The organism is Bradyrhizobium sp. BTAi1, assembly GCF_000015165.1.
Taxonomy (GTDB): Bacteria; Pseudomonadota; Alphaproteobacteria; order Rhizobiales; family Xanthobacteraceae; genus Bradyrhizobium; species Bradyrhizobium denitrificans.
This window is the reverse complement of record NC_009485.1, coordinates 3859725-3878830: the sequence shown is the minus strand read 5'-3', so window position 1 is coordinate 3878830 and position 19106 is coordinate 3859725. Positions and strand designations below refer to the sequence as shown.

6 protein-coding genes are annotated in these 19106 nt (G+C 67.6%); all 6 read left to right on the top strand.

Features of this window, described 5'->3' with window-relative positions; translation table 11 throughout:
- Positions 1-9: 9 nt before the first annotated feature.
- The 6 genes from BBTA_RS17330 to BBTA_RS17305 all read left to right on the top strand — a co-directional run bounded on the left by BBTA_RS17330 (position 10) and on the right by BBTA_RS17305 (position 19031).
- Positions 10-3414 carry an amino acid adenylation domain-containing protein gene (locus BBTA_RS17330; RefSeq protein WP_012043790.1) on the top strand — a complete coding sequence of 1135 codons (3405 nt, stop codon included), beginning with the start codon at positions 10-12 and terminating at the stop codon, positions 3412-3414.
- Positions 3414-15227 carry a non-ribosomal peptide synthetase gene (locus tag BBTA_RS17325; RefSeq protein ID WP_148221463.1) on the top strand — a complete coding sequence of 3938 codons (11814 nt, stop codon included), beginning with the start codon at positions 3414-3416 and terminating at the stop codon, positions 15225-15227. The genes BBTA_RS17330 and BBTA_RS17325 overlap by 1 nt, the downstream gene beginning before the upstream one ends.
- The gene (locus BBTA_RS17320; RefSeq protein ID WP_012043788.1) at positions 15224-16315 is read left to right on the top strand and encodes an iron-containing redox enzyme family protein; all 1092 of its coding nucleotides are present in this window, start codon (positions 15224-15226) and stop codon (positions 16313-16315) included. The genes BBTA_RS17325 and BBTA_RS17320 overlap by 4 nt, the downstream gene beginning before the upstream one ends.
- Positions 16308-16856 (top strand): YcjF family protein, encoded by a 549-nt coding sequence (locus BBTA_RS17315; RefSeq protein ID WP_148221462.1) that lies wholly within the window; start codon positions 16308-16310, stop codon positions 16854-16856. Before BBTA_RS17320 ends, BBTA_RS17315 begins: the two co-directional genes overlap by 8 nt.
- Positions 16857-17097: 241 nt before the next feature.
- A complete protein-coding gene (locus BBTA_RS17310; RefSeq protein ID WP_012043786.1) occupies positions 17098-18303 on the top strand; it encodes a M20/M25/M40 family metallo-hydrolase in 1206 nt (401 codons plus the stop codon).
- A gap of 209 nt (positions 18304-18512) precedes the next feature.
- Positions 18513-19031: a GNAT family N-acetyltransferase gene (locus BBTA_RS17305; protein ID WP_012043785.1), complete on the top strand. Its 519-nt coding sequence runs from the start codon at positions 18513-18515 to the stop codon at positions 19029-19031.
- Positions 19032-19106: the final 75 nt, after the last annotated feature.

Here is a 19106-nt window from a genome sequence, read left to right as displayed (position 1 = left end):
GAGACCACCATGCGGAGCCTCGATTGCGTTGTTCAGGGCAATGACGATCTGACGCTGGAGATCGTCCGTCATCTGCACGAGAGCGGGCACGCTGTCACGGTTTTGATCACCCAAAATCCGCGTTGTCTCGCTTTCGCGCACACTGCGCGGATCAGGTCCGCGCCATCGCGGCCCTCCGCGCTCGGCGGCTACGATCTCGCCGTCCATGCCGATGGCCTGGCCGATGGTGTTCCGGATCTGCCGCCGGGCACGCTGGTGTTGCGGCCGCTGCAGCGCGACGGCGATGGCCCGGCAGTGCTCGTAGCTGCGATTGCGTCACAGCGCTCGTCCTTCGAGATCGCCTGGATGGACGGCCAGCGAGTGCTATGGACCGCGTCCGTGCCGCTCTCGGCGCGCGACAGGGCCGGCACCGTCGTCGAGCGCGCCCACCGCGCGGCGCTCGATGGCTTGACCGAGTTGGTTACCATGCTGGCGCGCGAGGAAGAGCTCGCCGACACGCCGCCGCCCGTGACGACTCCGGTCGAAACAGCGACGCTGCGAGCCGTGCATCGCCTGCATTTCGACATCGACGCCGCGACGCTCAGCGCGCTGCCCCGGGCTATCGATTTCGGCTCCCACCGCGCACGCTGCGCGCTGCGGCTGGTCGCAGGAGGAGTTGGCCTTACCGTTGGACAGATCGACATCGCCGAGTCGTCAGAGACCACTCCGGGGCAAGTGCTCGCAGTCAGCATGGATAGTGTCGTGATCGCCGCCCGGAACGGAAGCGTCCGGCTCGGCGGTCTGCACGACGCAGATGGCCGAGCGCTCGATCGGACAGCGATCGCGGCATTGTTTGCTGTCGGCCAGACGGTCGATGGCGCTCCGCCCGATGCCACGGTCCTGCGGCGCATGCAGGCGGCGGAGGCGCAATGGACCACCGCCATCGCGGCGATCGAGCCGGCACGCCTGGATTTCCTCGCGGCCATCACGCGCAACATCCAGCCGGCAAACGGCACGGCAGACTCTTGCATCCGACAGACTGCGGTCGGTCTCCCCAATATCGGCGACGATCGTTTCAAGCCCCCTGCTCTCTCCTCACTCGTGGCCGCCGTCGTCGCGACCGCGGCGCGGGCACTCGATGCCACGACCGTCAGCCTCGCGCTCCGACTGCCGATCCGACCCGATCCCTTCGCGGCGCGCTTGGTGCCGTTGACACTTGCAGCTTCAGCCGATCGCGGCTTTGCCGAGCTCTGCGCCGACAGCGAGGTCCTTCTATCACTCGCCTTGTCGGAGCCGATGGCGGCCGATCTGCCGCAGCGTCTCGGCCGAACGGATTGGAGCGAGCAGGTGCCGGTCGCGATCCTGACCGGCGACGGTTCCGCTCCGGCAACGCCGTTGCGGCTGCGCGTGACGCTTGCTCCGGGCCAGACGAATACCGTCCAAGCCGCTGCGCTCGAATGGAGCGCCGCCAGCTTGGAGCCTGCATTCGTGGCCGGGCTCGCGGACTCGATTGCGACGGTCTGGAACGCCGGCTGCGCCGATCCCGACACCCAGCTCGGCGACCTGCCTTTGCTGTCGGCCGAGGCCCACGCGGCCCTCCGCGCGAGCAGCAAGGGGTCCGATGTCGCGACGGCGCGCGATCTCACGCTCAACGCTCTGCTCCACACCGCCGCTCTGACCTATGCCGAACGGCCGGCCGTGTCGTTCAATGCGATCGGCCTCGACTACACCACGCTGCATGCGCATGTGCGCGTTCTGGCACGACAGATCCGCGCGCGGACGCGGGCGCATGGCGATCACGTGACGGTCGCGCTGATGTTCGAGCGCGGTATCGCCATGGTCGTCGCGCTGCTCGCGACCCTGGAAGCGGGCGCGGCCTATCTGCCGCTCGATCCACGCGACCCACGTCCGCGCATCGCGCAGATGATCGAAGATGCCGCGCCTGTGCTTGTGCTTGTCGGCGCCGAATTCGAGGACCACCTGTGCGCCGGCATCGACCAACTGACGGTCGATCCGCTCGGTGCGGCGGCGGGACCCGAGGCCGAATGCCCCTCGGTAGCACCCGATGATCTCGCTTATATCATCTTCACCTCGGGCTCGACCGGGCGGCCGAAAGGCGCCATGCTCACGCATGGCGGCGTCGCCAACCGGATCGTCTGGATGCAGAAACACTACGGGCTGCAGCCGACGGACCGCATCCTGCAAAAGACACCCTACACGTTCGATGTCTCGGTATGGGAGTTTCTGCTGCCGTTGATCTCCGGCGCCGAGCTGGTGGTCGCGCCGCCGGACGCGCACAAGGACCCGCGCGCCATCGCCGGGCTGATCCGTGATCGCGGCATTACCGATATTCACTTCGTGCCCGCAATGCTGTCGGTGTTCCTGGGCAACGCTGACCTCGCCGACCTGGTGTCGCTGAAGCGCATCTATTGCAGCGGCGAGGCGCTGCCGACCGCGGTCGCGGCGCAGTGCCGCGCGCGGCTGGCGCATGCGGAGCTGCACAATCTTTACGGCCCGACTGAAGCATCGATCGATGTCAGCGCGTGGTGCTGCGATATCGGCGATGCCGAGCGCCACGCGGTGGCGCCGCTCGGATGGCCGGTCGACAACACGGAGCTCCATATTCTCGACGGCCGACTGCTCCCGATGCCGCTGGGCGTGCCAGGCGAGCTCTGCATCGCCGGCATCGGCGTCGCCCGCGGCTACGTCAGTCGGCCGGAGTTGACCCGCGAGCGGTTCGTCGGCAATCCCTTTGCTGATGGCGTCCCGCACATGGCGCGGCTCTACCGCACCGGCGACGTCGCCCGCCGCCTGCCTGACGGCGCCATCGAGTTCCTCGGCCGGCGTGATTTCCAGGTCAAGATCCGCGGTTTCCGCGTCGAGCTCGGCGAGATCGAAGCGGTGCTGCTGGAGCAATCCGACGTCGCGCAAGCGGTCGTCGCGCGGCGCGCGACCGATGGCCGTGAGCTCACCGTTGCCTATCTCGTCGGACGGAACGGCCGTCCGGACCTCGCTCGCACTCACGAGAGGCTCAGGCAGCGGCTGCCGGACTACATGGTGCCCGACCACATCATCGTCCTGGACGCGCTGCCGCTCTCTGCCAACGGCAAGCTCGATCGCAAGCAATTGCCTGACGTTGTCCCTGCCCCTGCTGCGGCCATTGTATCGATCGCCGATCCGGTGGAGCGCGAGCTGGCCTCTATCTGGAGCGTAGTACTTAAGCGGCCGCAGATCGGGCGCACCGATCACTTCTTCCGGCTCGGCGGCAATTCGCTGATGGCCGGCGAGATGATGCTCCGCGTCGAGCAGAGCCTGCGCGTCGGTCTCACCTTCCGCGCTGTCTATGAGAACGCGGTGTTGTGCGATCTCGCGCAGCACATCAAATCGGATGCGGCACGACCGGCCGGCCGTCAGATCGTGATGGAGCGGCTGTAATGTCCCTGATCGAATCCGATCCGTCGGAGCTCGTCGACCGGCTGGCCAGGGAAGGCTTCCTGCTTCGCCGCAACGGCGAACAGCTCAGCCTGATCAATCTGGCGAACCGGCCGCTGCCCGACACGCTGCGCGGCGAGATCGGCTCGCAGCGCGAGTCGATCATGCTGCATCTGGCCGACCGGATGTGGCCGCTGTCCTTCAACCAGCAGCGGATGTGGTTCATCGACCGACTGCAGCACGGGCACAGCGTCGCCTACAACGTGCCGCTCGCGACGCATATTCGAGGTCCGCTCGACGTTGGCGCGCTCAGCCAGGCGCTGACGATGCTGGCGGCACGCCACGCGATCCTGCGCACCACCTTCATCGAGCATGAGGGCGGGTCGGCTCAGCGCATCGTCGCCCCGGCTCCCGTCCAGCTCCACGTCGAGCCGATCAGTGAAAGCGCGTTGCCGCAGCGGCTCGATGCCGAAGCGCGGCGGCCGTTCGACCTCTCAACCGGCCCATGCTGGCGCGTCAATCTATTCGCCCTGTCGCACGACCATCATGTGCTGCTGATCAATCAGCACCACATCATCAATGACGGCTGGTCGCTGGTCGTGATGCAGCGTGACCTCGCCGCCCTGTATGATGGCGCGCGGCAGGGCCGGCCGTCTGATGCCGCCGACCCGCCGCTGCAATTTGCCGAGTTCGCGCTGTGGCAGCGCCGCGCGCTCCCGGCCGTGATCGAGACCGCGCTGGACTATTGGCAGCGGCGGCTCGATGGATTCGCTCCGTTCGATCTGCCGGCCGATCGCCCGCGGCCGCAGCGGCTGAGTGGCCATGGCCAGACTTACCGCTTCGCCTTGCCGCCGGCGCTCACCGATGCGCTCCGCGACGCCGCGCTCGGCCAATCGGTCACCCCCTGTGCCGGTTGGCTTGCGATCTTCGCGCTGCTGCTGTCGCGCCTCGGCGGCCAGGACGACATCGTCGTCGGCATGCCGTTTGCCAATCGCCGCGACCCCGCGGTCGCCGATCTGATCGGCTATGTCGCCAACACGTTGCCGCTGCGCGTCGATCTCACCGGGAATCCCAGCTTTGCGGCCCTGATGACACGGGTCGCATCGGAATTGCTCGACGCCGACGCACATCAGGAGGCGCCATTCGACCTGATCGTCAACCGCATGGCTGGCGCGCGCGATCCCAGCCGAAACCCGATCTTCCAGGTCGCCTTCGTCTACCAGACCTTCGCCGACGGCCTTGCCAATCTGCGCCTGCCCGGCCTGACCTGCGAGACTGCCTTCATCGATACCGGCACGGCCAAGTTCGATCTCACGCTCACGCTCTCCGAGACGGCCGAGGGCATGGTCGCCGAGATCGAATACAGCACCGATCTGTTCGACTCGTCGACGATCGAGCGCCTGACGGCGGAACTCCTGCATCTGGCAGAGATTGCGACGCGGGATTGCGACGCGGCGATCGAGACGCTCGAGATCCTGCCGCCATGCGAGCGCGCGGCGCTCATCGCCTTCGGCGCGTCGGAAACCGCGGCTCCGGATGAGAGCACGCTGGTGGATCTGTTTGCGCAGACAGTGGCTGCGCATGGCGAGCTCCTGGCGATTGCGGGCGATCAGGCCCTGACGTATGCCGCGCTCGACCGCCGATCCGACGCGTTGGCCGCTCACATCAGGGCGGGCATGACCGCATCTGGCCTCGCCATCGCCGATGGCGTGATCGGGGTCGCGGTTCCGAAGAGCGCCGACCTGATCGTTGCCTTCCTCGCGGTGCTTAAGGCAGGGGCTGCCTATCTGCCGCTCGCGCCCGATCTTCCGTCCGAGCGCCTGCGCTTCATGGTGGAGGACGCCGCGCCACGCCTGATCATCGTCACGGATCAGACATCCGGCCTCTTCGACAGCATGCCGGTGCCTCAGCTGCTGGTGGACATGCAGCATGAGGACGCGCACGCCGATGCGGCGGCCAGACCGCCGCGCCGGCACGATCTGGCTTATGTCATCTACACGTCCGGTACGACCGGGCGCCCGAAGGGCGCATTGATCGAGCACGGCTCGCTGGCGAATCTGGCGCGCGCACAGCGCGATCTCTTCGGTCTCGAGCCGGGCGCCCGGGTCCTGCTTTACGTCGCCATGAGCTTCGACGTCTCGATCGGCGCCATCGCCACCGCGCTTGCTGCCGGTGCCACGCTGCACCTCGTGCCACAACGGCTGATGGCCGAACCCGAGGCGATCGCGGCCATGATCCGCGATCACGCCATCGATCTCGTCGAGTTGCCGGCCACCATTGCCCAGCAGCTTCCAAGGCGGCAGGACGCTGCGCCCCGGACATTGGTGATCGGCGGCGAGGTCTGTCCGCAGGACGTGCTGGCCTATTGGTCCGGACAGTGCCGCGTCATCAATGCGTATGGACCGAGCGAGACCGCGGTGCTCGCGACCACCGACGCGATCTGCAAGCCGATCACCCCGCATGTGATCGGCCGGCCGATCGCGAATGTGCAGGTCCGGATCCTGGACGGCAACGATCGGTTTTGTCCGATCGGCGTGCCCGGCGAGATCTGCATTGGCGGCGCTGGCGTGGCGCGTGGCTATCTCGGACGCCCGGACCTGACGGCGCGCCAGTTCATGGCCGACCCGACGGGCCCAGGCCGGCTGTATCGCAGCGGCGACATCGGGCGCTGGCGCAGCGATGGACGCCTTGAATGGCTCGGCCGCGTCGATGAGCAGATCAAGCTCAACGGTCTGCGGATCGAACCCGGCGAGATCGCGCGCGTGATGGAGCAGCACGAAGGTGTCACCTCCGCCCACGTCCTGGTTGACCAGGACGGCCGCTCGTCGCGCTTGGTCGGCTTCTACGCCGCGGCCCCGGAGTTCGACGAACCGGCGCTGCGACATCATCTGCGGGCAAGGCTGCCCGCTTATATGGTGCCGTCGCTGCTGATGCGCCTCGACGCGCTGCCGGTCGGCCCCAATGGCAAGCTCGACCCGCGCGCGCTGCCGCGCCCGCAGGCGGAGGTGATGCCGGAGGGGCGGACGCCGCGTACGCCGCTTGAGACGACGTTGGCGAGCATTTGGTGCAGCGTGCTGCGGCTCGAACGTATCAGCATCGATGACGAGTTCTTCGCGCTCGGCGGCGACTCCATCATGACTATCCAGGTGTGCGCCGCCGCCCGCGCCGTCGGCATCGCCCTGACAGCGCAGGCGATGTTTGAAAATCCCACCATCGCCCGGCTGGCCGAGGCGGTCTCGCGCACGCCGGCAGCAATTGTCGTGCCGCCCGCTGAGCCCGAGCAGACGGATGCGTCGATCGACATCCCCCCTGACGTGCTCGACACCTTGTGGAGCGTCGGGCGCGTCGAAGCCGTCTACGGACTGTCGCCGCTGCAGGAGGGGCTGCTGTTCCATGCGCTCTATGCGCCAGGCTCCGACCAATATTGCGTGCAGCTGTCGTGGCGCCATCAAGGACCGCTGGATCCCGCGGCGCTGCGTCTCGCTTGGGAAGGCGTCATCGCGCGGCACGGCATCCTGCGCACCGGCTTCGTGTGGGAGGGCGTGAGTCGGCCGTTGCAGGTGGTCTATGCAACTGCTCCGCTCGATTGGAACCAAGCCGATTGGCGCGGCGACGATGCCGCCAGGCTGGACACGTTCTTGTCCGAAGATCGTCGCCGCGGTTTCGCACTCGGTCGGCCGGGGCTGATGCGGCTGCGACTGATGCAGCTGACTGACGACAGCTGGGCCATCGTTTGGACGACGCATCATCTGCTGATGGACGGCTGGTGCCTGCCGCTGATCCTGCAGGAGGTGGCGCTGCGCTACCGCCAGGCCTGCGGCGAGGCCGTCGCGCTGCCGCCAGCGCCGCCGCCGTTCGAGCGCCATATCGCCTGGCTGGCGCGGCAGGACCGCGACCTTGCACAGGCGTTCTGGCGCGCGCATCTCGCCGGCATCGAGGCGCCGACACCGCTGGCGATCAACCACCGGCCGCTCGACATCCGTCGCCCGATCGAACGGCTGCAGCGAGAGTCCGTGCTGCTCGACAAGACGCGCAGCGCGGCGCTGGCCGCGTTCGCGCGCCAACACCGGATCACGCTCAACACGCTGATCGAGCTGGCCTGGGCTGCCCTGCTGTCGCGCTATAGCGGGCATGACGATGTCGTGTTCGGCATTGCCGTGTCGGGCCGGCCGCCCGAACTGCCGCAGGTCGAACGGATGATCGGCCTGTTCATCAATGCCGTGCCGTTGCGGCTTTCGCTCGACCAGGACCGCAGCACCCTCGATCATCTGCATGCAGTACAGGCCGCGACCCGCGGTGCCGAGGCGCATGCGACGGTCGGACTCGCCACGATTCAAGGCTGGAGCAAGCTCGAATCCGGCAGCGCCTTGTTCCAGTCGCTGCTGGTGTTCGAAAGCTATCCCGGCGGTCTTCCAGCCGAAGTAACCGAGCTGCGCATCGACGAGAAGACCAACTACCCGCTCACTTTGGCCGTGCTCCCGGGCACCGCGATCGAGCTGCGCGTGCTGTACGATGCCGACAGTTTTACGGCCGCTGCGGTCGCTCAATTGTGCGCGCATCTCGACCGCACCATCACCTGGCTGACGCAGCATGCGGCACGGCCGCTCGGCGAGCTCGACTTCCTCTCCGTGGCCGAGCGCCACGATTTGCTCATGGCCTGGAACGACCGCTGGGTCCCCTACCCGCGCGATGCCACCTTGCATGGATTGTTTGCCGAGATCGCGCGCCGCCACCCGTCGGCGACCGCAGTGGTCGAAGGCCATCGCCACATCGACTTCGGCACGCTCGATCGAACTGCCAACCGCTTGGCGCACCGCATCGTCGCGAGCCCCGCCCCATCCGGTGGGATCGCGCCGGGCCGCCCAATCGCGCTGTGCTGTGGCCGCACCATCGAGATGGTGATCGCCATTCTCGCGATCCTCAAGGCCGGCGGCGCCTGGGTGCCGCTCGACCCGGATTATCCGGCCGAGCGGCTGAGATTCATGATCGAGGACAGCGCCGCCGAGCTCGTGCTGGCGAGCCCCAAGGCGGCCCGCGACGTCGCCGTCCTGCAGTCGCCGCAGCGCCTGCTGCTGATCGTCGAGCCGACCGATGGGAGCGGCGATGATCGTCCGCCTCCCGCCACAACGGGACCTGCTGACGCGGCTTACGTGATCTACACCTCGGGCTCGACCGGGCGTCCCAAGGGTGTCGCCTGCGTGCACCGCGCCGTCATCAACTTCTGCCACGAATGGCAGAGCAAGCGCGCGATCGCGCCAGGCGATGCGGGAACGCTGACCAGCAGCCTCAGCTTCGACGTGTCCGTCTATGAGATCTTCTCCAACCTGTTGTTCGGCGCCGCGGTCCATCTGCTCGACAAGGACACCATTCTCGATGCTGATCGCTTCGCGCGCTATCTGCGCGACCAGCGGATCCAGAACTGCTATCTGCCGCCGCATCTGCTGACCGCCGTCGCGTCGCTGGTCGCGGCGGACGGGGCGAACTATGCCCTCAAGCGGCTGATGGTCGGCGTCGAGCCGCCGCTCGAACAGGCGATGTGGCGCATCAAGCAGGCCGTGCCTGGAGCTGCCGTCGTGAACGGATACGGCACCACCGAGACGACGATCGGCTCGATCGCCTATTATGTCGAGCGCGACACCGGGCGCAGCGGCAACGCGCCGATCGGCGTGCCCTTCCAGAACCAGACCGCCTATCTGCTCGATAAGCGGCTGCGGCCGGTGCCGCTCGGCGCCATCGGCGAGATCTATATCGGCGGCGACGGTGTCTCGGCCGGCTACCTCAACCGCCCGGAGCTCACCGCCGAGCGGTTCATGGACAATCCATTCCAGTCGCTCCCTGACCGGCTGGCCGGGCGCAACGCCAGGATCTATCGCACCGGCGATCTCGGCCGGATGCTGCCCGACCGCCAGCTCGAATGCCTCGGCCGCATCGATACCCAGATCAAGATCCGCGGCTATCGGGTCGAACCCAGCGAAATCGAGGCGGTCATCGCCGCCTGCCCCGGCGTGACACAGAGCGCGGTCATCGTCGTCGACAGCGGCGCGGCAAGGCGGCTCGTCGGCTATTACGCGGCCCCGTCCGGACAGCCTGATGAGCAGACGGTGCGGGCGCGGCTCGCTGCGCTGCTGCCGCCCTATATGGTGCCTGCGGTTCTGATGCGACTCGACCGGCTCCAACTGTCGCCGAACGGCAAGATCGACCGCAGGGCGCTTCCGCTGCCCGCGAGCGCTACGCCTGACAAGCGCGACCTCAGCGCACCGCGCGACGACACCGAGGCCGCCCTCGCCGCGGTGTGGCGCACCGTGCTGAAGCTCGACCAGATCGGCATCGACGAGGATTTCTTCGCGCTGGGCGGCGACTCCATTCTCACCATCCAGGTGATCGCCCGGGCGCGCCAGATGGGATTGGAGCTGAGCGCCAGTCAGCTGTTTGCCGCCCCGACCATCCGCGCGCTCGCCGCCAGCCTGCGGCGCGAGGCGCCGGAGGCCCTGGTTGTCATTGATGACGACGACGCCGATGCCAGCCGCGCACCGCTCGCGCCGATCCAGCAATGGTTCTTCGCGATCGGCCATTCCGACCTCAACCATTGGAATCAGGCGTTCCTGTTCCACGTCGATGCCAGCGTCACAATCGCGCGCATCGCTCACGCGCTGTCCCAGCTTGGCGAACTGCACCCGGCGTTCGCGAGCCGCTTCGTCAGCCATGCCGACAAGGGTTGGCGCGAGACGACCGGCCCCGCGGCGTGGCCGGTCGAGGCGTTCGACCTCACCGGTTGCGCCGACGCTGCGGCGGCACTTCGGGCGGAAGCCGATCGCGTTCAGGCGCGGCTCGACATCAGCCACGGGCCGCTGGCGCGCGCGACGCTGTTCACCGGCCATCCCGACCGGCGCCCGCGGCTGCTGCTCGCCGTCCACCATCTCATCATCGACGGCGTATCCTGGCGCATCCTGCTCGAAGACCTTGAATGCCTGTTGGCCGGCGGAACGCCGGCCAGACCTGCAGTGCGCTTTACATCCTGGCGCAGCGCGCTGGCCCGTTACGCCCGCACCGCTGCGGTCGCGCAATGGGATTACTGGCTCGCCGTCGGCGCCAACGCCTCTGCGCTGCCGCTCGACAGCAGCGAGGCCGATCCAGGCTGTGGCGAAGACGCTGACCGCATCTGCTTCACGCTCGGCACCGACACCACGGGACGGCTGCTGACCCGGGCCGGCCCAGCCTATCGCACCCAGATCAACGATCTGCTGCTGACCGCACTGGCGCTGGCAGTGCGCAGCTCCACCGGACTCGCCGATGTGATCGTCGATCTCGAAGGTCACGGGCGCGAGGAGTGCGTGAGCGCACGCGACGTGTCGCGCACGGTCGGCTGGTTCACCTCGATGTTCCCCGTCCATCTCACCCTGCCGGCCGGCAGCGACATCGACGCGGCCATCAAGGCAATCAAGGAAACCTTGCGCGCCGTTCCCGACAAGGGCGTCGGCTATGGCGCGCTGCGTTTTCTGTCTGACGATCCCCGTCATGCGGCGCTCGCTGCCGGTGCCAAGGCGCGCATCGGCTTCAACTATCTCGGCCGCTTCGATGCGCTGAGCGGGCGCTACATCACCCTGTCTGAGGAGTCCGCCGGCACCGCGGTCTCGCCGCGCAACAGGCTGATCCATCCGATCGAGATCAGTGCCTATGTGTCCGATGGCGCGCTCAAAGTGACCATCGAATACAGCGGCAGGTGCTGTGCAAGCAGCCGCGCCCAGCGCCTTGCGGATGCGTTTGCGACCGCCCTCGGCGATGTCGTCAAGCATTGTGTGAGCGGCGCTGGCGGCCTGACGCCGAGCGACTGCCCGCTCGCGCCGGATGTGAGCCAGGCCACGCTCGACGGGCTCGCGCGCGCCGGCCGGATCGACACCGTCTACGGCCTCGCGCCATTGCAGGAAGGCTTGTTGTTCCACGCACTCTACGCACCGGACTCCGATCAGTATTGCGTGCAACTGTCGTGGCGCCATCAGGGTCAACTCGACACCGCTGCGCTGCGCCGCGCCTGGCAAGGGATCATCGATCGGCATGGCATCCTGCGCGCCGCCTTCATCTGGGAAGGCGTGACGCGGCCGCTGCAGGCGATCTATGAAAACGTTCCGCTCGACTGGGAGGAAGCGGACTGGCGCGGCGGCCCAGACGATCAGCTCGACGCCTATCTGGCCGAGGACCGCCGCCGCGGCTTCAGGCTCGACCGACCCGGCCTGACACGGTTGCGGCTGATGCGGCTGCGGGACGATGGCTGGGCGGTGGTTTGGACGACGCATCATCTGCTGATGGACGGCTGGTGCCTGCCGCTGATCCTGCAGGAGGTCGCGCTGCGCTATCGCCAGGCCTGTGGCGAGGCGATCGAGCTGCCGCCCGCGCCGCCGCCATTCGAGCGCCACATCGCCTGGCTCGCCCGGCAGGACCGCAACCAGGCGCAGGCGTTCTGGCGCGCCCATCTCGCCGGCATCGAGGCGCCGACTCCGCTCGCGATCAATCACCGGCCGCTCGACATGCGACGCCCGATCGAGCGCATGGAGCGACGCCGGCTGCTGCTCGATCGCACGGACAGCGCGGCGCTTGCAACATTCGCACGGCAGCACAAGGTCACGCTCAACACGCTGGTCGAGCTCGCTCTGGCCGCCGTGTTGTCCCGTTACAGCGGCCAGGATGAGGTCGTGCTCGGCATCGCCGTCGCCGGGCGACCAGGCGAGCTGCCGCAGGTCGAGCGCATGATCGGCCTGTTCATCAACACCGTCCCGCTGCGGCTGTCGCTCGATGCCGAACGCAGCGTGCTCGAGAACCTGCATGCGGTCCAAGCCGCCACGCGCAGCGTGATCCAGCACGGCTATCTGTCGCTGACCGAGATCCAGGCGCAGAGCGCGGTGCCGAACGGCACGCCGTTGTTCCAGCAATTGCTGGTGTTCGAAAACTATCCCGACGACGGCATCGGCGCCGCGCCGGCCGGCGGCTATCTCGACATGCGCGGCGACATCAAGACCAGCTTCCCGCTGACGCTGGTGGTCGTGCCCGCTGCCGAGCTTCTGGTGCAGGCCTCCTACGACGCGGCCTGTTTCGACGAAACGGTGATCGCGCGACTGCTCGGCCATCTCTCCGAGACGCTGCGATGGCTGGCCGCCAATCCCGAGCGGCCGCTCGCGGACGCCGCCCTGCTGACCGAAGCGGAACGGCGCGCGGCCCTTGCGGCGGCCGTGACGGCGGTGCCCTATCCGCGCGACATCTCGCTTGCGGACATGTTCGAGGCCGTCGCGCGCCGCCAGCCGCAACGCGCGGCCGTGATGCACGGCGACAGCGCCATCGCGTTCGGCGAACTCAACGTCCAGGCCAATCGGCTCGCGCACCGTCTCCGCAAGCTCGGCGTGCGCGCGGAGACCGCGGTCGGCATCAGCATCGAACGCTCGATCCCGCTGATCGTCGGCCTGATGGGCATCCTCAAGGCCGGGGGCGCCTATGTGCCGCTCGAACCCGACGTGCCCGATGACCGGCTGCAATTCATGCTCGCGGATTCGCAGGCGCCGGTGCTGGTCACCACGGCGGCCCTGGCCAACAAGTTTCCGCAGTTCACGGGCGAGGTGATCGCGCTCGACGATCCCATGCTCGACAGCGAGACGGCATGCGATCCCACGCGGGAGGCCGTCGCGGATCCCCTGCTCTACATCGCCTATACGTCCGGCTCGACCGGACGGCCGAAGGGCGTGATGGTCCAGCAATCGACGGTGCTCAACCGCTTTCACTGGCTGTGGCGGTCCTTGCCGCTCGCCGACGACGAGGTCGGCTCGCAGATCAGCTCGATCAACTTCGTCGACGCGGTCTGGGAGGTCTTCAGCCGGCTCGCGCGCGGCATTCCCTTCGTCGTGTGCTCCGACGAGGTGGTCCGCGATCCCCAGCGCATGGTCGACGCGCTCGCTCGCCATCGCGTGACCCGGCTCGAGCCGGTGCCGTCGCTGCTGGCCTCGCTGCTCGACAACGTGCCTGACATCGCCGAGCGGCTGCCGCATCTGCGCTATTGCATCTGCTCCGGCGAGATCCTGCCAGTCGAGCTCGCCCGGCGCTTCCGTGCGACCATGCCTGCGGTGCGGCTGTTCAACCGGTACGGTTCGACCGAGGCGACCTCGGTGCTGTGGCAGGAGGTCGTGAACACCGAGGCCTATGGCGCCAACGTGCCGGTCGGCCATCCGGTGCAGAACGTCGGCATCTGCATCCTCGACCGCCGACGGCGGCCGCTGCCGCATGGCATCGCGGGATCGCTCTATGTCTACGGCGATGCCGTCGCGCGCGGCTATCATGGCCGTCCTGATCTCACCGCTGAGCGCTTTGTCACGCTGCCGCTGATCACGCAGGAGGTGAGAGCCTACTACACCGGCGACCTCGCCCGTCAGCGCGCCGACGGCAGCATCGAGGTGCTCGGCCGCGACGACAATCAGCTGTCGATCCATGGCTACCGCATCGAGCCGGGCGAGATCGAGACCGCGCTCGGCCGCCTCGCCGGCATCCGCGACTGCGTAGCCGTGGTGCGCGACATCGGCGGCAGCCGCCAGCTCGTCGCCTTCTACGCCGAGGCCGACGACGCCGGGACCGCACTGAGCCCGCAGGCATTGCGCAACCACTTGGCCGGGCAATTGCCGGCCTACATGGTGCCGTCGCTGTTCGTGAAACTCGCGGCGCTGCCGCTGACCATCAACGGCAAGGTCGATCGCAAATCGCTGGTCGCGCGCGACCTCGAGATCGGCCCGCTCGACAGCGATGCGCTGCTGCCACGCGACGCGACCGAGCGCCGGCTGCATGACCTCTGGGCCCAGGTCATCGGCATCGACCATTTCGGGGTCGAGGACGACTTCTTCGCCGTCGGCGGTCACTCCCTGCTCGCCGTCCGCCTTGCTACGCGCATCAACACGACGTTCCGTCGCAGCTTCCCCGTCGCGTGGATATTCAGCACGCGCACCATCGCCGCGCAGGCCGCGGCGCTGCGCAAGGACGGCGCCGGCGCCGATTTCGAGCCCACCGTGATGCTCAAGCGCGGCCGCCGCATCCTGTTCCTTGTCCATCCTGGGCATGCCGGCGCCGAGGCCTATTCGGCGCTGGCGCCGCTGCTGCAGGATGATCTTGCGATCTGCGCGGTCGAGTCCTGGAACCTGTATGGCAACGATCAGCCCGTCACCGGCATTCCCGCGCTGGCGCGGCGCTATCTCGCAGCGATCAGGACCGTGCAGCCGACGGGACCTTATCTGCTCGGCGGCTGGTCGTTCGGCGGCAGCGTCGCCTATGAGATCAGCTGCCAGCTCGCCGCCGCCGGCGAGCGCGTCGAGCAATTGATCCTGCTCGACTCCTTCGGCCCGCATGACGGACGCCAGGCCTTCGTGGCCGCGTTCGACGCAGCCGCGCGTGCGGCCTTTCTCGACGTGCCGTTTTATCGCGACATGCCGGACGAGATTCGCGACCGCATGGCGCGCGTGATCCGCATGGAGAACGCCATGCTCGCCGACTTCCGCCCGCAGCGATATGACGGCCCGGTGCTGCTGCTGAAGGCCAACGAAGCCGAGACGCCGCCGGAGCCGTGCGTCGCGGCGTATCCCTCCGGCTTTCTCGACATGCTGCAAGCCACTCAGGCGGCGCCCGACAATTTCTGGGGACGCGTGGCCAGCCGGCTCATCGTGCGGCCGGTCGCCGGCACGCATGGCGGGCTGATGAGCGGCGCTGCCGTGGCCGAGATCGCCGCGATCCTTTCGCAGACCTGTCTTGAACCATCAAACATAGAGGATTCGTCCATCATGGGATCAGCGCCATGAACCAGCTTTCGCTTGCTACGCCCGCTGCGGCCCGCGCCGATCAGCGCGTCCAGGACCAGAACCAGGTCCTTGCTCTCATCGATCTGATCGAGCGCGGTGGCGGTTTTCCCGCCACACCGGCGACCGGCACGATCTACAGCCGGCTCGCGGACCGCGCCCACCGGCTCGACACCATCGACGCGGTCTGTCGTCGCGGCTTTCGCGAGGACGACGCCGAGGCGCTGCGCGCGGCGCATCGATTGCTGGCGCAGATCTATGCGGAGCGGCTGCGGCTGCCGAGCGGCGATGAGCGGCGCCCGAGCGCGGAGGCCGACGACATCGCCGAGCTGATCGAGACCTATCTGCTCGGCTTCGAGGAGCGCGCCATCGATCACGGGCTGGTGGCGAGCGCTCCGCGCACCGGCGCAGCGCTGGCGAGCTGGCTGCGCGAGCTGGTCGAGCAGCATCCGGCGACGGCGCATCCGTTCTACACCGACTTCATGCGCCGCGCGACCAAGCGCGACCTTGAATATTACTCGATCCAGGAAACCACGCTGGATCCCCGCTTCGACGACGCGATGGCGCTGCTGCAGCTCGGCACGCCCGACGTCGCCAAGATGGAAATCGCCAAGAACTACTGGGACGAGATGGGCAATGGCGAGATCCCGCGCATCCATACCAAGCTGTTCCAGCGGGTGCTCGACGTGCTCGGTATCACGGCCTCGGCGGTGCGCGCGCAGCTGCGCACCGAGTCGATCGCCTGCGGCAACCTGTCGATGACCATGGTGCTGCAGCGCTGCCACTTCCATAAGGCGATCGGCTATTACGGCGTCACAGAATATGTGGTGCCGTTCCGCTTCGGCCATGTGGTCGAGGCCTGGGAACGGCTCGGGCTCGATCCGTCGGGCCTCGACTATTATCACGTGCACTATCAGATCGACGCCGAGCACGGCAATGCGTGGTTCGATCACGTGATTGCCCCGATCGTCGATGCGCAGCCGGACACGGCGGCATTGATCGCGCGCGGCGCGCTGTATCGTCTCAATTCGTCCCAACGTTATCTCGACCGCTTGCTGAGCGATGTCTCTGGAGGAACCGGCCATGCTTGACCAACCGAAGAATGACGACGGCAAAAGCGCGATCGCCGATCCCGCTCTCTCGCCGGAGGCGCGCCAGGTGCGGGCGCACGAGATCATCCGCGACCACGTGCTGATTTCGATGGCGGCGGGCCTCATTCCCGCGCCGGGCATCGATCTCGGCGCTGCGCTGGCCAATCAGCTCGCGCTGCTGGCGCGGCTGACCAAATTGTACGGCGTGCCGTACAGCGAAAACCTCGGAAAATCGGTCGTCGGCAGCCTGATGGCGAGCTCCGGCGGCACCTTCGCCGGCGGGGCGCTGTCGCTGACGCTGGTCAAATTCGTTCCCTTCATCGGCACGGCCTGCGGCGTCATCGCGATGCCGACCGTGCTCGGCGCCTACACCTACGCGCTCGGCAAGGTGTTCGAGGCGCATTTCGAGGACAATGGCACACTCCTCACCTTCAACGCCGATCGCTATCGCGACCTCTGGCACAAGATGCTGAAGCGCGGCAAGACGGAGGCGGCATCGATGAAGGATCAGGCCGCCACCGCCGCGCCGAAGGCGAGCTGAGACGCGCCGCGATCACGCCAGGCCTGCAGAGCAGCCTTTGCGGTCGACAGACCGTCTCGCGGAATCGCGCGCGACGGGTTCGGCGGTCGTGATCGACGTGGACATGGTATCGGCTGGACATGGTCCCGGCGGATGACGCCGGGGGCCCGGATCGTGACACATTGCCGTCCTGCACGGGCTAACCTTGCACATCGACGTCCGGGAAGCGATGCTGCTGCATCGCGCTCACCAAGGATTCGTCATGTCCGTCGACACCGCCGCCGCCACCGATCGCCTGATGCGTTTTCTCGCCGTGCCGGGGGTGACCGGACAGGAGAAGGCGATCGCGCGCGAGATCATGGCGGCGCTGAAGCAGGCCGGCGTGCCGGCCAAGGCGATGCGCTTCGACGATGCCAATACGCGCATTGCGCTGCCGACCGAGACCGGCAATCTCATCGTGGAGCTGCCCGGCCGCGGCACGATGCGCGATCAGCCGCGCCCGATGTTCATGACCCACATGGACACGGTGCCGCTCTGCGCCGGGGCGCAGCCGAAGATCTCCGGCCGGAAGATCGTCAACCAGGCGAAGACCGCGCTCGGCGGCGACAACCGCTGCGGCTGCGGCATCCTGGTGTCGCTCGCGGCCGAGCTGATCCGGCAAAAGCTCGATCATCCGCCGATCACGCTGCTGTTCTGCGTACGCGAGGAGAGCGGCCTGCACGGCGCGCGCCACGTCGACCTCAACGCGCTCGGCGCGCCCGCAATGGCCTTCAATTTCGACGGCAGCTCCGCCTCCAGCATCACCATTGCCGCTGTGGGCGCCGACCATTGGGAGGCGGAGATCTTCGGCCGCGCCTCCCATGCCGGCGTCGCGCCAGAGCGGGGCATCAGCGCCACCATGATCCTGGCGCTCGCGCTCGCCGACGTCAGAGCCGGCGGCTGGTTCGGCAAGGTGGTGAAGGGCAAGGGCAAGGACGCCAGGCAGGGCACCAGCAATGTCGGCCCGGTCACCGGCGGCGACGGCCGCCCTGCGGGCGACGCCACCAATGTCGTCACCGACTACGTCCATGTGCGCGGCGAATGCCGCAGCCATGACGCCAAATTCGTTCGCGAGATCAGCAACGCCTACAAAGCCGCGTTCGAGAAGGCCGCCAAGCAGGTCACCAACAGCGATGGCAAGTCCGGCCGCGTCAAGTTCAAGGCAGTGACGGAGTTTCCGCCGTTCCGGATCAAGGAGACCCTGCCCGTCGTCAAGCGCGCCACCGCCGCCGTCACCGACATCGGCGCCACGCCAACCTTGCGCGCCGGCAATGGCGGCCTCGACGCCAATTGGATGGTCCGCCACGGCATCCCCACCGTCACCTTCGGCACCGGCCAGAACGAGCCGCACACGATCGACGAATGGATCAGCCTGGACGAATATGACCGCGCCTGCGCGCTGGCGCTGCGGCTGGCAACGATGGGATGAGAGCCCTCTGACGCATCGAGTTCGTCTCCCTCTCTCTCCCCTGCGATGGCCGGGGTCGTTCGCTTCGGCGACCGATCTCCGGCCATCGATGATCGACCGTCGGCCCCATGGGGTCACACGACGGTAATCTTGGCGCTGTCCATATCGCCGCGTTTGGGGTCATCGGGCCAAAGGGGCGAACCTTGCCAAGGGACAGCAGAGCGCGCGGCGTGACACTCGCGCCGGCTGGACAGATCGATGTGCTGGAGTTTGCGCGGGAGCTGCAGGAGGCGTTCTCCTTCGCCATCCTCGACGCCTCTGGCGCGAGCCGGGACCTGCCCATTCCCTCCGATTCGGACATTCAGGACTCCGTCAATGCCTCGGAGAGCGCGACTCATCGCGTCCTGCTGAACGGGGAAGCCATCGGCGGCGCCGTCTTGTCGATCAACCCCGTCTCGCAGCGCAATGCGCTCGACCTGTTCTACATCGCTCCCAGGCACCAGGGGTGCGGCCTCGGCCACGCGGCATGGCGAGCCATCGAGGCGCATTATCCGGCCACCCGGATCTGGGAAACCCACACGCCCTATCTGGAGAAACGCAACGTCCACTTCTACGTCAACAAATGCGGGTTCAAGATCGTGGCCTACTACAATGCCCACCATCGCGACCCGCTCGGGCCGCCGCCCGAGGACGTGGCGGAGGATGCAGACTTCTTCCGCCTCGAGAAGATCATGAGGAATGGACCATGAGTCCTGCCCGGCATCGAGCGACTTGCAGCAGCGGAGGATCCCCTGTCCCGCGATAAGCAGCGACATGCTCCATCG